Origin of the sequence: Streptomyces sp. 4N509B (genome assembly GCF_052245655.1) — a bacterium.
GTDB lineage: Bacteria > Actinomycetota > Actinomycetes > Streptomycetales > Streptomycetaceae > Streptomyces.
Genome location: NZ_JBQQBZ010000006.1, coordinates 15,999 through 33,034, shown reverse-complemented (window position 1 = coordinate 33,034; position 17,036 = coordinate 15,999). Strand labels below are relative to the sequence as shown.

Genomic DNA, 17,036 nt, shown 5'->3' with positions numbered 1-17,036 from the left:
CGGTGGGGCGCCCACGGCCCAGGCCGTGGCCGCCCAGGTCGCGGCGGCCGGTGGGAGGAGCCTGAGGTCGGCGGGGCCTCGTGGCCGGGGGTGGGCCGCGCCGAGGCGGTGGCCCGAGGCGGCGTGCACCGGATGACGTCCGGCCGGTGCCGGTGCCGGCGCCTGGGCCGGAGCCCGAACCGGTGCCGGTGCCGGTGCCGGTGCCGGTGCCGGTGCCGGTGTCGGTGTCGGGCGGGTGGCCGGCGGGTCAGAGGGTGACATGGTCCCTCAGCTCGGACAGGCGGCTCTCGCCGATGCCGGAGACGTCCAGCAGCTGCTCGATCGAGGTGAAGCCACCGCTCTCCTCGCGGTGGGTGACGATGCTCGCCGCGAGGACCGGGCCGATGCCGGGCAGGGCGTCGAGCTGCTCGACCGTGGCGGAGTTGAGGCTGACCGGTGCCGGCGCCGGCGTCTGCGGCGGACCCTGCGGTGCGGGTGGCGCCGCCTGGCCGGCGGGGCCGACCACGATCTGCTCGCCGTCGACGAGGAGGCGGGCACGGTTGAGCGTGTCGGTGTCCGTGCCCGAGCGGATGCCGCCCGCCGCGTCGAGGGCGTCGGCGACCCGGGACCCGGCGGGCAGGGTGTACACGCCCGGCCGGCGGACCTCGCCCGCCACGTCGATGACCAGCTCGCCACCGTGCGCGGGGTCGGTGGCGGACGGCACGGAGAGGGCGGAGGACCCGGCCGCGTCGGCAGCGGCGGCGTCGGAGGGGTGGGGCGAGGCGGCGGCCGCGGCGGTGCCGCCGTCGAGCTCCGCCGCCACGACGCTCTGCGGGCGGCCGGACCACAGGTGGTGGACGGCGAAGCCGCCCGCCGTCACCAGCAGGACGCAGAGGGCGAGCAGCGTCCTCGGCGCCATGCCGTACCAGCCCGTGAGCCGCTCCCCCGCCGCCAGCCGTGCCCGCCGCCCCAGCGCCAGCCGGCGCGGCGGCGCCTGCGAACGCCGCTCCGGCCGCGGCGCCGGCGAGGCCGAGGGCGAGCGCGCGTGGGAGGGGGAGGGCGACGTGGGCGGCGGGAAGAGCGTGGCGAGGCGGGCGCGGAGGCGGGTGACGTGGGCGCCGGCACGGCGGGTTCCTCTCGTTTCCATGCCACGACGCTACGATCCGATCACGCCCGGTTGTCTCGTCTCGCCGAATCTGTGGACGACGGGCGAGCTGTGGACACCGCGCTCCCCCGCGTGGGTGACCGCGCGGGCGTGAACGGACCCGGCCGCCGCGCCACGCCAGGCGTCAGCGCGGCGAGACCACCGCGCCGAGCAGCCCGGGACCGGTGTGCGCGCCCAACACCGCGCCCACCTCACTCACGTGCAGCCGCCCGGCCAGGCCCGGCAGCCGCTGCCGCAGCCGCTCCGCGAGCTGCGCGGCGCGCTCCTCCGCCGCGAGGTGGTGCACGGCCACGTCCACCGGACCGGCGCCGGCCCGCTCGGCGGCCAGCTCCTCCAGCCGCGCGATCGCCCGCGACGCGGTGCGGACCTTCTCCCGCAGCTCGATCCGCCCGTCGGCCAGCTCCAGCAGTGGCTTGACCGCGAGAGCCGAGCCCAGCAGCGCCCGCGCGGTGCCGATGCGCCCCCCGCGCCGCAGGTGTTCGAGGGTGTCGACGTAGAAGAAGGCGTACGTGGAATCAGCCCGCTTGGCGGCGGCCGCCACGGCCTCGTCGAGGCTGCCGCCCGCCTCGGCCGTCTCCGCCGCGGCCAGCACGCTGAAGCCCAGCGCCATCGCGACCATGCCGCTGTCCACCACCCGGACCGGGACCGGCGCCTCGCGGGCGGCGAGGAGCGCCGCGTCGTGGGTGCCGGAGATCTCGGAGGAGAGGTGGAGGGAGACGATGCCGCGGGCGCCGCCCTCGGCGAGCTGCCGGTAGGCGGCGGCGAACTCCGCCGGGCTGGGCCGCGAGGTGGTGACGGGCTGCCGCTGGTTCAACGCCTGCGCCAGCCGCCGCGCCGCCTCCTCCGTGCCGTCGAGGAACGGCCGGCCGGCGAGCACGACCGTGAGCGGGACGACGGTGATCCGGTGCCGCGCGACGGCGTCCTCCGGCAGGTAGGCCGTGGAGTCGGTGACGATGGCGACCGGCCCGAAGGCACCGTCGGCCGGGGCGAAGGACCCGACGGACTCGACGGGCTCGATGGACGTGGAGGACTCACCGGACGCGGAGGACTCACCGGACGCGCCGGACTCTACGGAGTCGGCGGACTCACCGGACGCGGCAGGACTGGCCGAACCAGAGGTGCTGGGGATGCGGGGGGTGGTGCGCGGCATGGTTGGGAGAGTAGCGCCCGGGTGGCGCGTCAGCCCTCGGCGCTCTGCGACCGCGGGATCGGAGGCCGCGGCGCCGAGCGGGGCGCGGGGGTCCAGTGCCGCAGCGCCTCGGCCTCGATCGCGATCTGCTGGTGCAGCGCGTCGAGCGCCTGCGCCTGACCGTCGTGCCGGGCGCGGTCCTGGGCGGCGGAGCGGAGCGACTCGGCCGAGCGCCTGATGCGGTCGGCCCGCTCACGCAGCTCGGGCAGCCGCTCCGCGACCCGGGCGCGGTCGGGCGTGCCCACCGTCAGCGCCGCCAGCTCCGCGTCGAGCTGCCCGGCGTGACCACGGAGCTGGTCCAGCAGGGTGAGCGCCTCGCGCAGCGCCGGGTCGTGCTGGGCGCCGACGAGGAGGGTGTCCTGGCTCGCGGCCAGCGAGGACCGCAACGCCCGCCGCACCCGCGCCACCTCGCCGACCACGCCCGGCTGGACGGCGCGGGCGGCGAGGGTCGCCTCGGACACCGTGTGCCGCGCCCGGTCGACCCGCCGACGGGTGCGCTCCGCGGTCCGCAGGACAGCGCGCTTCACGCGGAGCACGAGGCTCGCGAAGACCAGCGTCGTCACCCCGAGGACCAGCAACACCACGATTTCCACGGGCCCGCACCTCCTGGAGTCGGTCAGTGGGTCGGACGGCCGGCACCCGGTCGTCCGCTTCCTTCACGTCCACGGTACGGGGCGAGCGGGCCGCGGTGTCCCACGTGGGGACGATGTTCACTACACCGGGACGATGTTCACCAGCTTCGGGGCGCGCACGATGACCTTGCGGATCTCGGCGCCGCCCAGCGCGGCCGTCACCGCCGGCTCCGCCAACGCACGCTCCCGCAGCTCGTCCTCGTCGATGCCGGTCGGCACCGTCAGCCGCGCCCTGATCTTGCCCCTGATCTGGACGACGCACGTGACCGTCTCGTCGACGGCGTACGCCGGGTCGGCGACGGGGAAGTCCTGGCGCGTGACGCTGTCGGTGTGGCCGAGCCGCCGCCACAGCTCCTCGCCGATGTGCGGCGCCAGCGGGGAGACCAGCAGCACCAGGGTCTCGGCGACCACGCGCGGCACCTGGCCGCGGGGCAGCCGGGTGGCGTGGTTGTTCAGCTCGGTGATCTTGGCGATGGCGGTGTTGAACCGCAGGGTGTTCATGTCCTGCGTCACGCCGTGGATCGCCTTGTGCATGGCGCGCAGCGTCGCCTCGTCCGGCTCGACGTCGGCCACGACGACCTCGCCCGTCGCCTCGTCCACGACGTTGCGCCACAGCCGCTGCAACAGCCGGTACTGCCCGACGACGGCCCGGGTCTCCCAGGGGCGGGAGACCTCCAGCGGGCCCATGGCCATCTCGTACAGCCGCAGCGTGTCGGTGCCGTACTCGCCGATGACGTCGTCGGGCGAGACGACGTTCTTCAGCGACTTGCCGATCTTGCCCAGCTCGCGGCTGACGCGCTGCCCCTCGTGGACGTACGCGCCGTCGCGCTCGACCACCTCGGCGGCGGGCACGGGGAAGCCGCGCGCGTCGCGGTAGACGTACGCCTGGATCATGCCCTGGTTGACCAGCCGGTGGTACGGCTCGGCCGAGGAGACGTGTCCCAGGTCGAACAGGACCTTGTGCCAGAAGCGGGCGTACAGCAGGTGCAGCACGGCGTGCTCGGAGCCGCCGACGTACAGGTCGACGCCGCCGGTGTCGGCGCCCTCGCGCGGGCCCATCCAGTGCCGCTCCAGCTCCGGGTCGACCAGCTTCTCGTCGTTGCGCGGGTCGATGTACCGCAGGTGGTACCAGCAGGAGCCGGCCCAGTTGGGCATGGTGTTGGTCTCGCGGCGGAAGCGCCTCTCGCCCCTGCCGTCGCCCAGGTCCAGGGTGACGTCGACCCAGTCCTCGTTGCGCGACAGCGGCGTCTCCGGCTGGGTGTCGGCGTCCTCGGGGTCGAAGGTGCGCGGGCTGTAGTCCGCGACCTCCGGCAGCTCGAGCGGCAGCATCGACTCGGGCAGGGCGTGGGCGATGCCGTCCTCGTCGTAGACGATGGGGAACGGCTCGCCCCAGTACCGCTGGCGGCTGAACAGCCAGTCCCGCAGACGGTAGTTGACGGTGCCCTCGCCCAGGCCCCGCTCGGTCAGCCAGGCGGTGACGCGCGCCTTGGCCTCGTCCACGGTCAGCCCGTCGATCGACAGCGCGTCGCTCGTGGAGTTGACGATCCTCGCCTCCCCGCCGCCGACGAACGCGTCGTCCCAGGTGGCGGGGTCGGTGCCGCGCCCGCCGCCGGCGGGCGGCGCCACGACGCAGCGCATCGGCAGCTCGAAGGCGCGGGCGAAGGCGAAGTCGCGGGCGTCGTGGGCGGGGACGGCCATGATGGCGCCCGTGCCGTACCCCATCAGCACGTAGTCGGCGACGAAGACGGGGATGCGCTCGCCGTTGACCGGGTTGGTGGCGAAGGCGCCGGTGAAGACGCCCGTCTTCTCCTTCGCCTCGGCCTGCCGCTCGACGTCCGACTTGGTGGACGCCTGCTTGCGGTACGCCGCGACGGCCTCGGCCGGCGTGGCGTGCCCGCCGGTCCACGCCTCCCGGGTGCCGGCGGGCCAGCTCTGCGGCACGATCGCGTCGACCACGTGGTGCTCGGGGGCCAGCACCATGTACGTCGCGCCGAACAGCGTGTCCTGGCGGGTGGTGAAGACGTCGACGAAGCCGCCGTCGCCCTCCTCGCCGACCAGGAAGCGGGCGCGGGCACCCTCGGAGCGGCCGATCCAGTTCCGCTGGGCGGTCCTGATCGCCTCGGGCCACTCGACGGTGTCCAGGTCGGACAGCAGCCGGTCGGCGTAGGCGGTGATCCGCATGTTCCACTGGCGCAGCCGGGAGCGGAAGACCGGGAAGTTCCCGCGCTCGGAGCGTCCGTCGGCGGTGACCTCCTCGTTGGCCAGCACGGTGCCGAGGCCGGGACACCAGTTGACCGGGGCGTCGGAGGCGTACGCCAGCCGGTACTCGCCCAGCACGTCGGCCCGCTCCGCCTCGGTCAGCTCGGCCCAGGGGCGGCCGTCGGGCGTGGGGCGGGCGCCGGAGGCGAACTGCTCCACCAGCTCGGCGACGGGCCGGGCGCGGCCGGCCTCGTGGTCGTACCAGGAGTTGAAGATCTGCAGGAAGATCCACTGGGTCCAGCGGTAGTACTCCGGGTCGATCGTGGCGAACGAGCGGCGCGGGTCGTACCCCATGCCCAGGCGGCGCAGCTGGGCGCGGTAGGTCTGGATGTTGGCCTCGGTGGTGACCCGGGGGTGGGTGCCGGTCTGCACCGCGTACTGCTCGGCGGGCAGGCCGAAGGCGTCGAAGCCCATGCTGTGCAGCACGTTGTGCCCGGTCATCCGCAGGAAGCGGGAGTACGCGTCCGTGGCGATGAAGCCCAGGGGGTGCCCGACGTGCAGTCCCGCGCCCGAGGGGTACGGGAACATGTCCATGATGAACTTCTTGGGGCGGGCCGCCTCGGCGGGGTCGCCCGCCAGCTCGCCCTCCCCCGGGTTCGGCGTGAGGTACGTGCCGTGCCGCTCCCAGTGCTCCTGCCAGCGTTCCTCGATCTCCCGGGCCCGTGTGGTGTCGTACCGGTGCGGGGTGGCGGTCACGCTGCTGGTCTTGTCGGACTCGGTGTCGGACATCGTCTCGAAGGCTCCTGGTCGTCAGCTGCTCACGGTCATGAAAAAACCCCTCACGCAGGAGGGGTCAGCCGCGCTGAACGAATGTGACGGACGGTTCAGCGCGGCCGCGTAAGCAGAAGGCGTACGGCACGCATGCGGTCAGGGTACCGCACGGCACGCGGGGCGGGCCGGGACCGCCGGCCGGGCCGGTCGGCGGGGAGCGGGGCGTCGCCCGCTCCCCGCCGCCACCGTCGCGTTACTGGCTGAAGGCGGCGTCGAAGGCCGAGGACGGCGGGTCGAAGAGGGCGCCGCGCACGAACTGGACGGCCTCGGCGGCGCCGCGCAGGCGGTCCATGCCGGCGTCCTCCCACTCCACGGAGACGGGCCCCTCGTACCCGATGGCGTTCAGCACGCGGAAGCACTCCTCCCACGGCACGTCGCCGTGCCCGGTGGAGACGAAGTCCCAGCCGCGGCGGGCGTCGGCCCACGCCAGGTGGGAGCCGAGGCGGCCGTGGCGGCCACCGCCCGTGCGGAGCTTGGTGTCCTTGCAGTCCACGTGGTAGATGCGGTCGCGGAAGTCCCACAGGAAGGCGGCCGGGTCGATGTCCTGCCACACCATGTGGCTGGGGTCCCAGTTCAGGCCGAACGCCTCGCGGTGGCCGATGGCCTCCAGCGTGCGGACGGTGGTCCAGTAGTCGTAGGCGATCTCCGAGGGGTGGACCTCGTGGGCGAAGCGGACGCCCTCCTCGTCGAAGACGTCGAGGATGGGGTTCCAGCGGTCGGCGAAGTCCTGGTACCCGGCGTCGATCACGTCCTGGGAGACGGGCGGGAACATCGCGACGTACTTCCATATCGCCGAGCCGGTGAAGCCGACGACCGTGTCGACGCCGAGGCGGGCGGCGGCGCGGGCGGTGGTCTTCATGGCCTCGGCGGCGCGCTGCCGCACGCCCTCGGGGTCGCCGTCGCCCCACACCTGGGCGGGGAGGATCGCCTGGTGACGGTGGTCGATGGGGTCGTCGCAGACGGCCTGGCCCGTGAGGTGGTTGGAGATCGTCCACACCTTCAGGCCGTGCTTCTCCAGGATGTCGCGGCGGGAGCGGAGGTAGGCGTCGTCCTCTGCGGCCCGCCAGACGTCGAGGTGGTCGCCCCAGCAGGCGAGTTCGAGGCCGTCGTAGCCCCACTCGGCGGCGAGCCGGGCCACCTCCTCCAGCGGCAGGTCGGCCCACTGTCCGGTGAACAGGGTGATGGGTCGGCTCATCGGTGAGTCTCCTTAACGTGTGACGTGGTGCGCGCCATGCGTGACCGGTGATGCGTCGCCTCGTGTCACGAGGCGCTCACGGACAGCTTGGCGAGGTCGAGGATCAGGTCGTGGACGTCGGTGGCGGCCAGGCGGTCGCGGGCCGTGCCCGGGTCGGAGCAGAGCGCTACCGGGCCGTCGTCGGGGTCGTCCGGCAGGCGGCCGTGGGTCCCGCGTACCCAGCCGCCGTCGAGCGGTACCACGTTCATCGCGTACCGCAGGCCGAGCCGCTTCCTGACCAGGCCCATCCCGGCGCGGAGCTTCGCCCGGCGCGGGTCGGCCGGGTCGAGGAAGAGCTCGGCGGGGTCGTACCCGGGCTTCCTGTGGATCTCCACGCCCCGGGCGAAGTCGGGGGCGCGGGTCTCGTCGAGCCAGTAGTAGTACGTGAACCAGGCGCCGGGGGCGGCCACGAGGACCAGCTCTCCGGACCGCTCGTGGTCGATGCCGTGGTCGCGCTGGGCGGCGCGGTCCAGCACGAGGTCGACGCCGGGCAGCTCGGCGGCCAGCCGCGCCACGGCCGGGACGTCGGCGGGGTCGGGGACGTAGACGTGGGCGACCTGGTGGTCGGCGACGGCGAAGGCGCGCGAGGCCCACGGGTCGAGGTACTCCATGCCGGCCTGCGTGTAGACCTCCAGCAGGCCGGCGCGGCGCAGCGCCTGGTTGATGTGGACGGGGCGGTCGGCGGGGGTGATGCCGTACTCGCTGACGACGAGGACGGTGGTGCCCGCCTCCCGCGCCTGGTCCAGCAGGGGCGCGAGGGCGCGGTCGACGTCGCGGGCCGCGGCGTGGGCTTCGGGGCTGTCGGGGCCGTGGCGCTGGAGGTCGTAGTCGAGGTGGGGGACGTAGGCGAGGGTGAGGTCGGCGCGGGGCAGCAGGCGGCGGGTGGCGTCGATGATCCACTCGCTGGACCTCAGGGAGGCGGTCGGGCCCCAGTACTGGAAGAGGGGGAACGGGCCGAGGGTGGCGGTGAGCTCGTCGTGGAGCGCGGGCGGGCGGGTGTAGCAGTCGGGGGACTTGCGGCCGTCGGCGTGGTAGACGGGCCGGGGGGTGACGGTGTAGTCGGTGGCGGCGCCCATCGCGTACCACCAGCAGACGTTCGCCACCGTGTACCCGGGGTGGGCGCGGCGGGCGGCGTCCCAGACCTTCTCGCCGCCGACGAGGCGGTTGTGCTGGCGCCACAGGAAGATCTCGCCGAGCTCGCGGAAGTACCAGCCGTTGCCGACGACGCCGTGGTCGCGGGGGAGGGCGCCGGTGAGGAAGGTGGACTGGACCGAGCAGGTCACGGCGGGCAGGACGGTGTCGAGGCGGGCCTGCCAGCCGTCGTCGGCCAGCGCCCGCAGGTGGGGGGTGTGGGCGAGGAGGCGGGGGGTCAGGCCGACGACGTCGAGGACCAGCAGCTTGTTCATGGCGTCTCCCTCACGTCCCTCACGTCCCTCACGTTCCTCGTGGGCCTCGGGGCACCCATGGCCCTCGTCGCCCTGGTGTCCCTCGTGGTGCGTCGCCTCACGGCAGCTCCTTCAGGCCGGCCGCGGTCAGCTGGTCGGCGACCCAGCGCAGCTCGGCGGCCAGGCCCCTGACGAGGCCCGCCTCGTCGGCCGGGCGGCGGTCGGCGGGCAGCACGGACCAGGTGTAGGTCTCGGCCTCGATGTGGTCGGTGACCGGCGCCGTCATCCCGCCGGGGCCGGCGCCGACGAGCTCCCGCAGGGTGGCGGTCAGCTGGTGCTGGGTGGCGGTCAGCGGCGGCGCGGGCCGCTCGTGGAGCGGCACGTGGAAGTGGACGCGCCACGGGCCGCGGCCGGGGAGCGCCGCCGGCCCCGCCAGCGCCTCGGGCAGGTCGTCGCGGCCCTCGACGCCGCCCTCGCCCTCGGCGCCGCCGTGCCGCTCACGCACCTGGTGGAGGAAGCGGTCCTCGGCGTACGCGGCGAGCGCCGCGCGCGAGGCCGGGTCGGCCGGGTCGGAGAGGTGCAGCGCGGCCGAGGCCTGGGCCTTGACGACGGGCAGACCGGCGGCGGCCAGCCGCCGCAGCGCGGGCGCCGGCTCCTCGAAGCCGACGGCGAGGTGGCAGGCGTCGAGGCAGACGCCGACGCGTTCGGTGTCCAGGCCCGTGAGGTGCTCGGCGGCGTCGGCGATGGTCTCCACGGCGCATCCCGGCTCGGGTTCGAGTCCGACGCGGATGGGGCGGCCCGTGGTCGCCTCGATCGCGGCGAGGCCGTCGGCGAGCCGGTCGAGGTGGTCGCGGGCGGCGCGCTGCCGCTCGGGGCCGAAGTCCTCGCGCCAGGCCAGGGGCAGGGTGGAGACGCTGCCGCGGCGGGCGTCGTCGGGCAGCAGACGGGCCAGCAGGCGCGCGCAGTCGAGCGTGTACGCGAGGCGTTCGGGCGAGGTCCAGTCGGGCAGGTAGACGGCCTTCTTGACGCGGGGGTCGTGGAAGCCCTTGTAGGGGAAGGCGTTGAGGGTGACGACCTCCAGGCCCAGGGCGTCGAGCGTGGACCGCAGGCGGGCGAGGTCGGCCGCGCCGTCGGGCCCGGCGAGCGCTGCGGCGACGGGAGCGGGCAGCCACAGGCCGAGGCCCAGCCGCGTGACGCCGAGGGTCTCGCGGACCCCGCCGCCGAAGGTGCGCAGCTGGGTCAGCAGGGCGTCGAGGTCCTGGGTGGGGTGGACGTTGGTGCAGTAGGCGAGGTGGAGGGTGGTGCCGTCGGGGTGGGCGAAGCGCATGCGTCACCGCTCCCCACGGAGCACGGAGTTGCCCGCGAAGGTGGCGGTGCGGTCCTCGCCCTCCGCCGGGAGGTCGTCGAGGAGGAGCCGGCCGCTCTGCCCGTAGAACGCGACCGGGTTGTCCCACAGCACGGTGGCGACCTCGGCGTCGGTGAAGCCGTGGTCGAGCATGGCCCGGCCGGTGCTGACGGTCTTCAGCGGGTCGCTGCGGCCCCAGTCGGCGGCCGAGTTGACGATCATCCGCTCGGTGCCGCGCTCGGCGAGGATGCGCACCATGCGCTCCTCGTCCATCTTGGTGTCGGGGTAGATGGAGAAGCCCATCCAGCAGCCGGAGTCGGCGACCATCGCGACGGTGGTCTCGTTGAGGTGGTCGATCAGCACCCGCTCGGGCGGCAGGCCGGCGGCGGCGACGAGTTCGAGGCTGCGGCGGGTGCCGGCGGCCTTGTCGCGGTGGGGGGTGTGGACGAGGACGGGCAGCTCGTGCTCGGCGGCGAGGTGGAGCTGGTGGAGGAAGACCTTCTCCTCCTCGGCGGTCATCGAGTCGAAGCCGACCTCGCCGACGGCGACCACGCCGTCCTTGGCGAGGTAGCGGGGCAGCACGTCGAGGACCCCGGCGCAGCGCGGGTCGTTGGCCTCCTTGGGGTTGAGCGCGATGGTGCAGTGGTGGCGTATCCCGAACTGGGCGGCCCGGAACCGCTCCCAGCCCAGCAGGGCGTCGAAGTAGTCCACGAACGAGCCGAGGCCGGTGCGGGGCTGGCCCAGCCAGAACGACGGCTCGGTGACGGCGCGGACCCCGGCGGCGTACATCCGCTCGTAGTCGTCGGTGGTGCGGGAGGTCATGTGGATGTGAGGGTCGAAGACACGCATCGGTGACTCCTCTCGGTCAGTCCTCTTCTGTGCTCGCGGTCGTCCTCGCCGTTCCCGGTCCCGGTCCCGGTGGGGTCCCTTCGTGCGCTCTCGGTGCCCGTCAGTCGTGGGGGCGGGGCGGGAGAGGAAGCGCGAGGACGCGTTCGACGTCGGGCGGCACGGGTCGCCCGGCCGCCAGGCGTTCGTCGCGGTATGCGGCGGCCATGCGGACCAGCTCGGCGTCGGCGCGGTCCGCGAGGCGGGCGACGGCGTCGAGCGGCACCTCGGTGAAGAGGCACTTCAGGACGCCCTGCCGCCAGGCGGGGGCGTCGAGGTGGCGGGCGGCGTACGGGCCGAGCGCGGCGGCGATCAGGCGTGGGTCGTTGCTGCGCAGGGCGTCGGTGACGAGGGGGAGCGCGGCGTCGGCCGGGTCCAGGGTGAGGTCGGCCAGCGCGCGCAGCACGGCGCGCTTCTCGTCGGCGTCGCCGTGGCGGTAGAGGGCGGCGACCTCCTCGGCGTCGGGCGCGCAGGCCCGCAGCAGCGCGACGCGGGCGCTGTCCTCCAGCCGGGGGGTCAGCAGGCCGTCGGGGTCGGCCGGGTCGGCGGGACCGCGGGCGACGCGGCGGGCGACGGCGGGGAAGAGCACGGCGACGCGGGAGGGGTCGGCGCGGACCTCGTCGGTCAGCGCGGCCAGGCGGTCGCGTGCCTCGTCGTCGAGGCGTGGGGCGCTCATCGCTCGTCCGTCCCTTCTGCCACGTGTCTCTCTTCCTCTTCTCTCTCTTCCCTCTCTTCCCTTTCCTTCACGGCGGTGCGCAAAGCATTGGTGAGTGCTTCGAGGCTGCGGCGGGCGACGGCGGGGGCTGCGTGGCTGTGGCGGGGCAGTTCGACGGCGGCGAGGCCCCCGTAGCCGACGTCGAGCAGCGCGCCGAGGGCGGCGGGCAGGTCCACCCGGCCCTCGCCGAACTCCAGGTGCTCGTGGACGCCGGGCATCATGTCGTCGAGCTGGACGTTGGCCAGCAGCGGCCCGGCGGCGTGGACGCAGGCGACCAGGGACTCCGGCTCGTTGCAGACGCAGTGACCGATGTCGAGCGTGAGGCGCAGCGAGGCCGGGTCGCCGAGGCGGCGGCGGAGTTCGACGGCGGTGGCGAGGGTGTCGACGAACATGCCGGGCTCGGGCTCGAAGGCGCAGACCACGCCGTGGCGCTCCGCCTCGTCGAGGACGGCGCGCACGCCGCCGACCAGCCGCTCCCAGCCCTCGGCGGGGGTGGTGCCGGCCGGGGCGGTGCCCGACCAGAACGAGACGGCCTCGGCGCCGAGGTCCGCGGCGACGCGCACGGCGCGGTGCAGCAGGTCGACGCGGCGGGCGCGGCCCTCGGCGGTGGCGGAGACGAGGTTCGGCTCGTGCTTGCGCCACGGGTCGAGGACGTAGCGGGCGCCGGTCTCGACGACGACGGCGAGGCCGAGGTCGTCGAGGCGGCGGCGGAGCGCGGCGGTCTCGGCGGCGAGGGTGGCGGCGGGGGCGAACGGGTCGAGGTGCGGGTGGTCGACGGTGAGGGCCACGCCGTCGTAGCCGAGGTCGGCGATGACGGCGAGGGCGTCGGGGAGGCGGTGATTGGCGAAGCCGTTGGTGCCGTAGCCCAGGCGCAGGCCTTGCTGTCGGGGCGGGGTGGCGGAGGAGGAGGCGGTCATGTCGGGGACACCACCTTCGAGGCGGCGCGGGCGACGGGTCCCGCGGCGAGGACGGCGGCGGCGAGCGCGGGCTGGCCGACGCGGGCGAGCAGGGCGGACTGGAGCGGGATCAGGCCACGGATGCCGGCGCCGGTGGCGCGCCGCACGGTCGCGGCGTCGGGGCTCCGGGCGGCGGCGAGCTGGGCGCGGCCGACGGTGGCGGCGTACGTCGCGGCGCAGCCGGTGGCCAGCAGCGCGGCCACGGCCCGCCCGCGTCGCCAGGAACCGGCATCGGGACCAGTCCCGGCCACGGTCCCGCTCCCGGCCGCCCGCGCGGGCCAGGCGGCGGCCGCGGCGGCGGCCGAGGTCGCGGCCAGGGCGACGCGCGCGGTGGCGCGGCTCGTGCCGTGGACCTCTCCCCTGCTGAGCGTCGTCAGGCCGACGGTGTGGGTGGCGACGGCGAGGGCCGGAAGGGCGGCGGCGCGCGGCCGGGTCGCGGCGCCGAGGAGGACGTCGAGGCCGCGGGCCAGCGCCATCGTCGCCGGACCGGCGGGGGTGTCCTTGGCGAGCAGGTCGTAGGTCCAGACGGTGGCGGCCAGGGGGACGGCGACGCGCACCGCGGGCCGGCCGCCGGCCGCGGCCGCGAGGGCCAGGCCGCCGCCGGTCAGGCCCGCCGCGAGGGCGAGGGCCTGGCCGGGGCGGACGCGGCCGGAGGGGATGGGGCGTTCGGGCCGCTCGGCGCGGTCGAGCTCGCGGTCGGCGTAGTCGTTGAGCGCCATGCCGGCCCAGTACAGGCAGGCCGACGCCAGCGGCGTCAGCCAGGTGCGCCGGCCGTACGGGAAGCCCGCGGCGGCCGAGCCCGCCAGCGAGTCGCCGGGAAGGGTCAAGGCGGCCGGGGCCCGTATCAGCTCGGCGAGATCGCGTGGCGTCATGGTCATGGGGCGTTCTCTTCCCCCTTCGCCGCCGCCTCGCACCACGTGACGAGCTGGTGCCACTGCTCGGCCAGGGCGTGGACGTCGCTGCCCGCCGGGTCCTTGAAGAAGAAGCCGAACTCCGCCACCGGCCCGGGAAGGCCGCGCTCGTGGGCGCGGGCCAGCAGCCGGACCAGGTCGAGGACCAGCGGCGCGGCCAGCGCCGAGTCGCATCCCGACCAGGTGAACTGGAGCTGCATGCGGGTGCCGAGGAAGCCCTCGAACGACACCAGGTCCCAGGCGGTCTTCCAGTCCCCGAGGTCGGGCACGTAGTCGATGTGGAGCGGCCCGTCGACGGGGTGCCCGAGCAGCGCGGCCAGGCCGTGCGCCTTGGTGGCGGTCTTGCTCGCCGCGTTCTCCGGGTCGGCGAGCGTCTGCCCGTCGCCGCCGCCCAGGAGGTTGACGGAGGACCAGGAGCGCACGCGCAGCGCCCGCGTGGCGAACATCGGGGCCAGCACCGTCTTCAGCAGCGTCTCGCCCGTCTTGGCGTCCGAGCCGGCCCACGGCAGGCCCTCCCGCCGGGCCAGCTGCGTCAGGGCGGGCAGCGCGGGCCCCGGGCTCGGGGTGAAGGCGACGTACGGGCAGCCGGCGCGAAACGCGGCGTAGGCGTACAGGGAGCTGGGCGGCAGGGGCGAGGCGCCGTCGACCAGGGCCTGTTCGAGGCGGGCGAGGTCGGCGAGGACCGGGTCGTCGGCGTCGACCGGCGGCTCGGTGCTGGAGACGTCCACGACGACGACGCGGGCCAGGTCGTGCTCCGCGCGGAAGCGGCGGATGTCGGCCTCCAGCCGCGTCGCGACGTCGCGCTGCGGCCCGGTGGCGCGGGGCGTGACGCCGGGCCGGATGCGGGCGTCGACGGCGGCGAGCTCGCTCGCCAGGGCGCGGGCGAGGGCCGCGGGGATGACGCCGCCCTCGGCCAGCTGCTCGGCCCGCTTGCCGAGGGTGCCGTCGGCCACCTCGTGGCCGCCGACGACCAGCCCGTCGAGGGCGGGCAGGCCGGCGGCGGCGACCTGGGGGAGCTCGGAGACCATGCCGGTGTGGTCGGCCAGGCCCGCCCGCAGGGCGAGGGCGCCGACGGTGGCGGTGGTGGCGACGGAGCCACGCGCGCCGACGAACCACACCCCGAGCCCTCCCCCGGGCCCACTGGTCACCGCGGCACCTCCGTCCACGTGCTGCCGTTGCCCGCGCTGGCCTCGACGGCGGCCAGGACGCGCTGCACCCGCAGGCCGTCGGCGAAGGTCGGCGCCGGGTCCCTGTCCTCGGCGATCGCGGTCAGCAGGTCGACGGCCTGGTGGGTGAAGGAGTGCTCGTAGCCGATGAGGTGCCCCGGCGGCCACCAGGCCGCGACGTAGGGGTGGCCGGGCTCGGTGACGAGGATGCGCTTGAAGCCGGCGTGCTCGGCGGCCTCGGTGTGGTCGTAGAGGTGGAGGACGTTCATGTTCTCCAGGTCGAACGCGATCGACCCGTCGGTGCCGTTGATCTCGACGCGCAGCGCGTTCTTGCGGCCCGAGGCCATGCGGGTGGCCTCGAAGGTGGCGACGGCGCCGCCGCTGAAGCGGGCCAGGAACAGCGCGGCGTCGTCGACGGTGACGGTGGCGCGCTGGCCGTCGGCGGCGGCCGTGCCCGACAGTCCGCTGAACTCCTCGGGCACGGGCCGTTCCTTCACGAACGTCTCCGTCAGGGCGCTGACGCCGGTGATCCGCTCCCCCGTCAGGAACTGGGTGAGGTCCACGATGTGGGCGCCGATGTCGCCGAGGGCGCCGGAGCCGGCGCGTTCCCTGTCCAGCCGCCAGGAGAACGGGGTGTCGGCGTCGGAGATCCAGTCCTGGAGGTACTGGGCGCGGACGTGGCGGATCTGCCCGACCGTGCCCTGTTCCACCAGCCGCCGCGCCAGGGAGAGGGCGGGGACGCGGCGGTAGGTGAAGCCGACCATGGCGCGCACGCCCGACCTGGCGGCCTCCTCGGCCGCCTCCACCATGGCCTCGGCCTCGGCGACGGAGTTGGCGAGCGGCTTCTCGCACAGCACGTGCTTGCCGGCCTGGAGGGCGGCGATGGCGATCTCGGCGTGGGTGTCCCCCGGGGTGCAGACGTCGACGAGGTCGATGTCGTCGCGTTCGACGATGCGGCGCCAGTCCGTTTCGACACTGTGCCAGCCGAACCTGCCCGCGACCTCGCCGGCCGCGTCGGCGTTGCGCCCGCCGATCGCGGCCAGGCGGGGCGTGAGCGGCAGGTCGAAGAAGCTCGGCGCGTTGCGCCACGCCTGGGAGTGGGCCGCGCCCATGAACGCGTACCCCACCATGCCGATCCCCAGCGTCGGCTTGCCGTCAACGGTCATGTGTCCGCCTTCCGTTGGTGTGGGAGCGCCCGGCGGGCCCCTCGTGGGGGCCCGGACGGGCGCGCCGTGAGGACTTCGAGCCCGAGGCCTCTAGGACTCGAACGCCTGGTCGATGTACTGGTCGACGTTGTCCGCCGTGACCACCGGCGCGTCGAGGACGATGCGCCGCGGCACCTCGAGCTGGACCAGGTCCGACATGCCCTTGTCCTGGGCGAGCAGCCTGGCCAGCTTGATGCCGTCGGCGGCCTGGGTCGGCGGGTAGAGGATCGTGGCCTCCATCTCGCCGTCCTGGATCCAGCGCATGGCGTTGGCCGAGCCGGCTCCGCCGATGAAGAAGAACTCGTCGCGGCCGGCGTTGTCGAACGCCTGCTTCACGCCGACACCCTGGTCGTCGTCGTGGTTCCAGATGATGTCGATGTGGTCGGCGGCCTGGAGGAGGTTGGAGGCCTGCTCCTCGCCCGACTCGACGGTGAACTCGGCGGCGACGCGGTTGTCGACGGTCTGGTCGCACTCGGCGAGCGCGTCGTTGAAGCCGTCGCTGCGCTCCTGCGTCAGCGGCAGCGAGTCGATGCCGGCGATCTCCGCGATCACCGGGTCGGCGAGGTCGTTCTCCCGGATGAGCTGGCAGGCGTACTGGCCGGCCGACAGGCCCATGCCGTAGTTGTCGCCGAGGATCGTGGTGCGGGAGGCGGCGGGGTCGGAGAACTCGCGGTCGACGTTGACCACGGGGATGCCGGCCTCCATGGCGCGCAGGGCCACGTCCGTCAGCTGGGCGCCGTCGGTGGGCAGCAGCACGATGGCGTCGACGCCCTCGTTGATGAACGTCTCGATCTGGCTGATCTGGAGGTTGGCGTCGTTGGTGCCCTCGGCCACGCGCAGTTCGATGTCCGAGTACTGGTCGGCGGTGGCGCGCGCCGAGTCGGTGACGGCCGCGAGCCAGCCGTGGTCGGCCTCGGGGCCCGAGAAGCCGATCGTCACGGTCTCGCCGGGGTCGTCGTTGTTGCTGACGGCGCCGCTCTGCTGCTGCGCGCCGCCCTCGTCGTCGTCGCCCTCGTCGTTGCTGGCGCAGCCGGCGAGGAGGGCGCCGGCGGCGGTGAGGGCGAGGGCGGAGGTCGCGAGGCGGCGGGCCGCGCCGACTCTGCGGCCACGGACGCTGGCGGATGGGGACATGGTCACTCCTTCGTGATCATCGAGAGGTCGAACCGTGGGGGACGTCAGGGGTCGCCCGGGTGGTGGTCGTCCGACGCCGGTCGTCCCGGCGCCGGACGTCCGGTCCCG

Annotated in this window: 14 protein-coding genes; all 14 read right to left on the bottom strand. The window is 74.8% G+C overall.

What is annotated here, in order from left to right; translation table 11 throughout:
• Positions 1 to 247: 247 nt before the first annotated feature.
• Entirely contained in the window at positions 248 to 1,126 is an 879-nt protein-coding gene (locus tag ACTWP5_RS08895; protein ID WP_443220241.1) for a helix-hairpin-helix domain-containing protein, read from the bottom strand.
• Positions 1,127 to 1,268: 142 nt separating this feature from the next.
• Positions 1,269 to 2,294 carry a DegV family protein gene (locus ACTWP5_RS08890; protein WP_443220240.1) on the bottom strand — a complete coding sequence of 342 codons (1,026 nt, stop codon included), beginning with the start codon at positions 2,292 to 2,294 and terminating at the stop codon, positions 1,269 to 1,271.
• Between the two features lie 29 nt (positions 2,295 to 2,323).
• Positions 2,324 to 2,926, bottom strand: a complete 603-nt coding sequence (locus ACTWP5_RS08885; RefSeq protein ID WP_443220239.1) for a hypothetical protein — start codon at positions 2,924 to 2,926, stop codon at positions 2,324 to 2,326.
• A gap of 120 nt (positions 2,927 to 3,046) precedes the next feature.
• Positions 3,047 to 5,953, bottom strand: a complete 2,907-nt coding sequence (gene leuS / locus ACTWP5_RS08880) for a leucine--tRNA ligase (protein ID WP_443220238.1) — start codon at positions 5,951 to 5,953, stop codon at positions 3,047 to 3,049.
• A 235-nt stretch (positions 5,954 to 6,188) separates the two neighbouring features.
• Positions 6,189 to 7,190, bottom strand: coding sequence for a sugar phosphate isomerase/epimerase family protein (locus ACTWP5_RS08875; RefSeq protein ID WP_443220237.1), 1,002 nt, complete (start codon positions 7,188 to 7,190; stop codon positions 6,189 to 6,191).
• Between the two features lie 65 nt (positions 7,191 to 7,255).
• Positions 7,256 to 8,635 (bottom strand): nucleotide pyrophosphatase/phosphodiesterase family protein, encoded by a 1,380-nt coding sequence (locus ACTWP5_RS08870; RefSeq protein ID WP_443220236.1) that lies wholly within the window; start codon positions 8,633 to 8,635, stop codon positions 7,256 to 7,258.
• A gap of 97 nt (positions 8,636 to 8,732) precedes the next feature.
• Entirely contained in the window at positions 8,733 to 9,941 is a 1,209-nt protein-coding gene (gene eboE, locus ACTWP5_RS08865; RefSeq protein WP_443220235.1) for a metabolite traffic protein EboE, read from the bottom strand.
• 3 nt (positions 9,942 to 9,944) lie between these two features.
• Entirely contained in the window at positions 9,945 to 10,808 is an 864-nt protein-coding gene (locus tag ACTWP5_RS08860) for a TatD family hydrolase (RefSeq protein ID WP_443220234.1), read from the bottom strand.
• Between the two features lie 100 nt (positions 10,809 to 10,908).
• The gene (locus ACTWP5_RS08855; RefSeq protein WP_443220233.1) at positions 10,909 to 11,520 is read right to left on the bottom strand and encodes an EboA domain-containing protein; all 612 of its coding nucleotides are present in this window, start codon (positions 11,518 to 11,520) and stop codon (positions 10,909 to 10,911) included.
• Entirely contained in the window at positions 11,517 to 12,476 is a 960-nt protein-coding gene (locus ACTWP5_RS08850) for a sugar phosphate isomerase/epimerase family protein (protein ID WP_443220232.1), read from the bottom strand. The genes ACTWP5_RS08855 and ACTWP5_RS08850 overlap by 4 nt, the downstream gene beginning before the upstream one ends.
• On the bottom strand, positions 12,473 to 13,393 hold the full coding sequence (locus tag ACTWP5_RS08845; RefSeq protein WP_443220231.1) for an SCO3242 family prenyltransferase: 921 nt from the start codon (positions 13,391 to 13,393) through the stop codon (positions 12,473 to 12,475). The genes ACTWP5_RS08850 and ACTWP5_RS08845 overlap by 4 nt, the downstream gene beginning before the upstream one ends.
• Entirely contained in the window at positions 13,390 to 14,574 is a 1,185-nt protein-coding gene (locus tag ACTWP5_RS08840; RefSeq protein WP_443220230.1) for an inositol-3-phosphate synthase, read from the bottom strand. The genes ACTWP5_RS08845 and ACTWP5_RS08840 overlap by 4 nt, the downstream gene beginning before the upstream one ends.
• Complete coding sequence (locus ACTWP5_RS08835) at positions 14,571 to 15,758, bottom strand: Gfo/Idh/MocA family protein (protein ID WP_443220229.1); 1,188 nt, start codon at positions 15,756 to 15,758, stop codon at positions 14,571 to 14,573. The genes ACTWP5_RS08840 and ACTWP5_RS08835 overlap by 4 nt, the downstream gene beginning before the upstream one ends.
• 90 nt (positions 15,759 to 15,848) lie before the next feature.
• A complete protein-coding gene (locus tag ACTWP5_RS08830) occupies positions 15,849 to 16,928 on the bottom strand; it encodes a substrate-binding domain-containing protein (protein WP_443220228.1) in 1,080 nt (359 codons plus the stop codon).
• Positions 16,929 to 17,036 lie beyond the last annotated feature (108 nt).

What these genes read in the sequence shown, in the direction of transcription:
- eboE (WP_443220235.1), bottom strand. Translation starts at nt 9,941, where the DNA reads ATGCGCTTCGCCCACCCCGACGGCACCACCCTCCACCTCGCCTACTGC.
- leuS (WP_443220238.1), bottom strand. Translation starts at nt 5,953, where the DNA reads ATGTCCGACACCGAGTCCGACAAGACCAGCAGCGTGACCGCCACCCCG.
- ACTWP5_RS08850 (WP_443220232.1), bottom strand. Translation starts at nt 12,476, where the DNA reads ATGACCGCCTCCTCCTCCGCCACCCCGCCCCGACAGCAAGGCCTGCGC.
- ACTWP5_RS08890 (WP_443220240.1), bottom strand. Translation starts at nt 2,294, where the DNA reads ATGCCGCGCACCACCCCCCGCATCCCCAGCACCTCTGGTTCGGCCAGT.
- ACTWP5_RS08870 (WP_443220236.1), bottom strand. Translation starts at nt 8,635, where the DNA reads ATGAACAAGCTGCTGGTCCTCGACGTCGTCGGCCTGACCCCCCGCCTC.
- ACTWP5_RS08860 (WP_443220234.1), bottom strand. Translation starts at nt 10,808, where the DNA reads ATGCGTGTCTTCGACCCTCACATCCACATGACCTCCCGCACCACCGAC.
- ACTWP5_RS08830 (WP_443220228.1), bottom strand. Translation starts at nt 16,928, where the DNA reads ATGTCCCCATCCGCCAGCGTCCGTGGCCGCAGAGTCGGCGCGGCCCGC.
- ACTWP5_RS08835 (WP_443220229.1), bottom strand. Translation starts at nt 15,758, where the DNA reads ATGACCGTTGACGGCAAGCCGACGCTGGGGATCGGCATGGTGGGGTAC.
- ACTWP5_RS08895 (WP_443220241.1), bottom strand. Translation starts at nt 1,126, where the DNA reads ATGGAAACGAGAGGAACCCGCCGTGCCGGCGCCCACGTCACCCGCCTC.
- ACTWP5_RS08855 (WP_443220233.1), bottom strand. Translation starts at nt 11,520, where the DNA reads ATGAGCGCCCCACGCCTCGACGACGAGGCACGCGACCGCCTGGCCGCG.
- ACTWP5_RS08875 (WP_443220237.1), bottom strand. Translation starts at nt 7,190, where the DNA reads ATGAGCCGACCCATCACCCTGTTCACCGGACAGTGGGCCGACCTGCCG.
- ACTWP5_RS08845 (WP_443220231.1), bottom strand. Translation starts at nt 13,393, where the DNA reads ATGACCATGACGCCACGCGATCTCGCCGAGCTGATACGGGCCCCGGCC.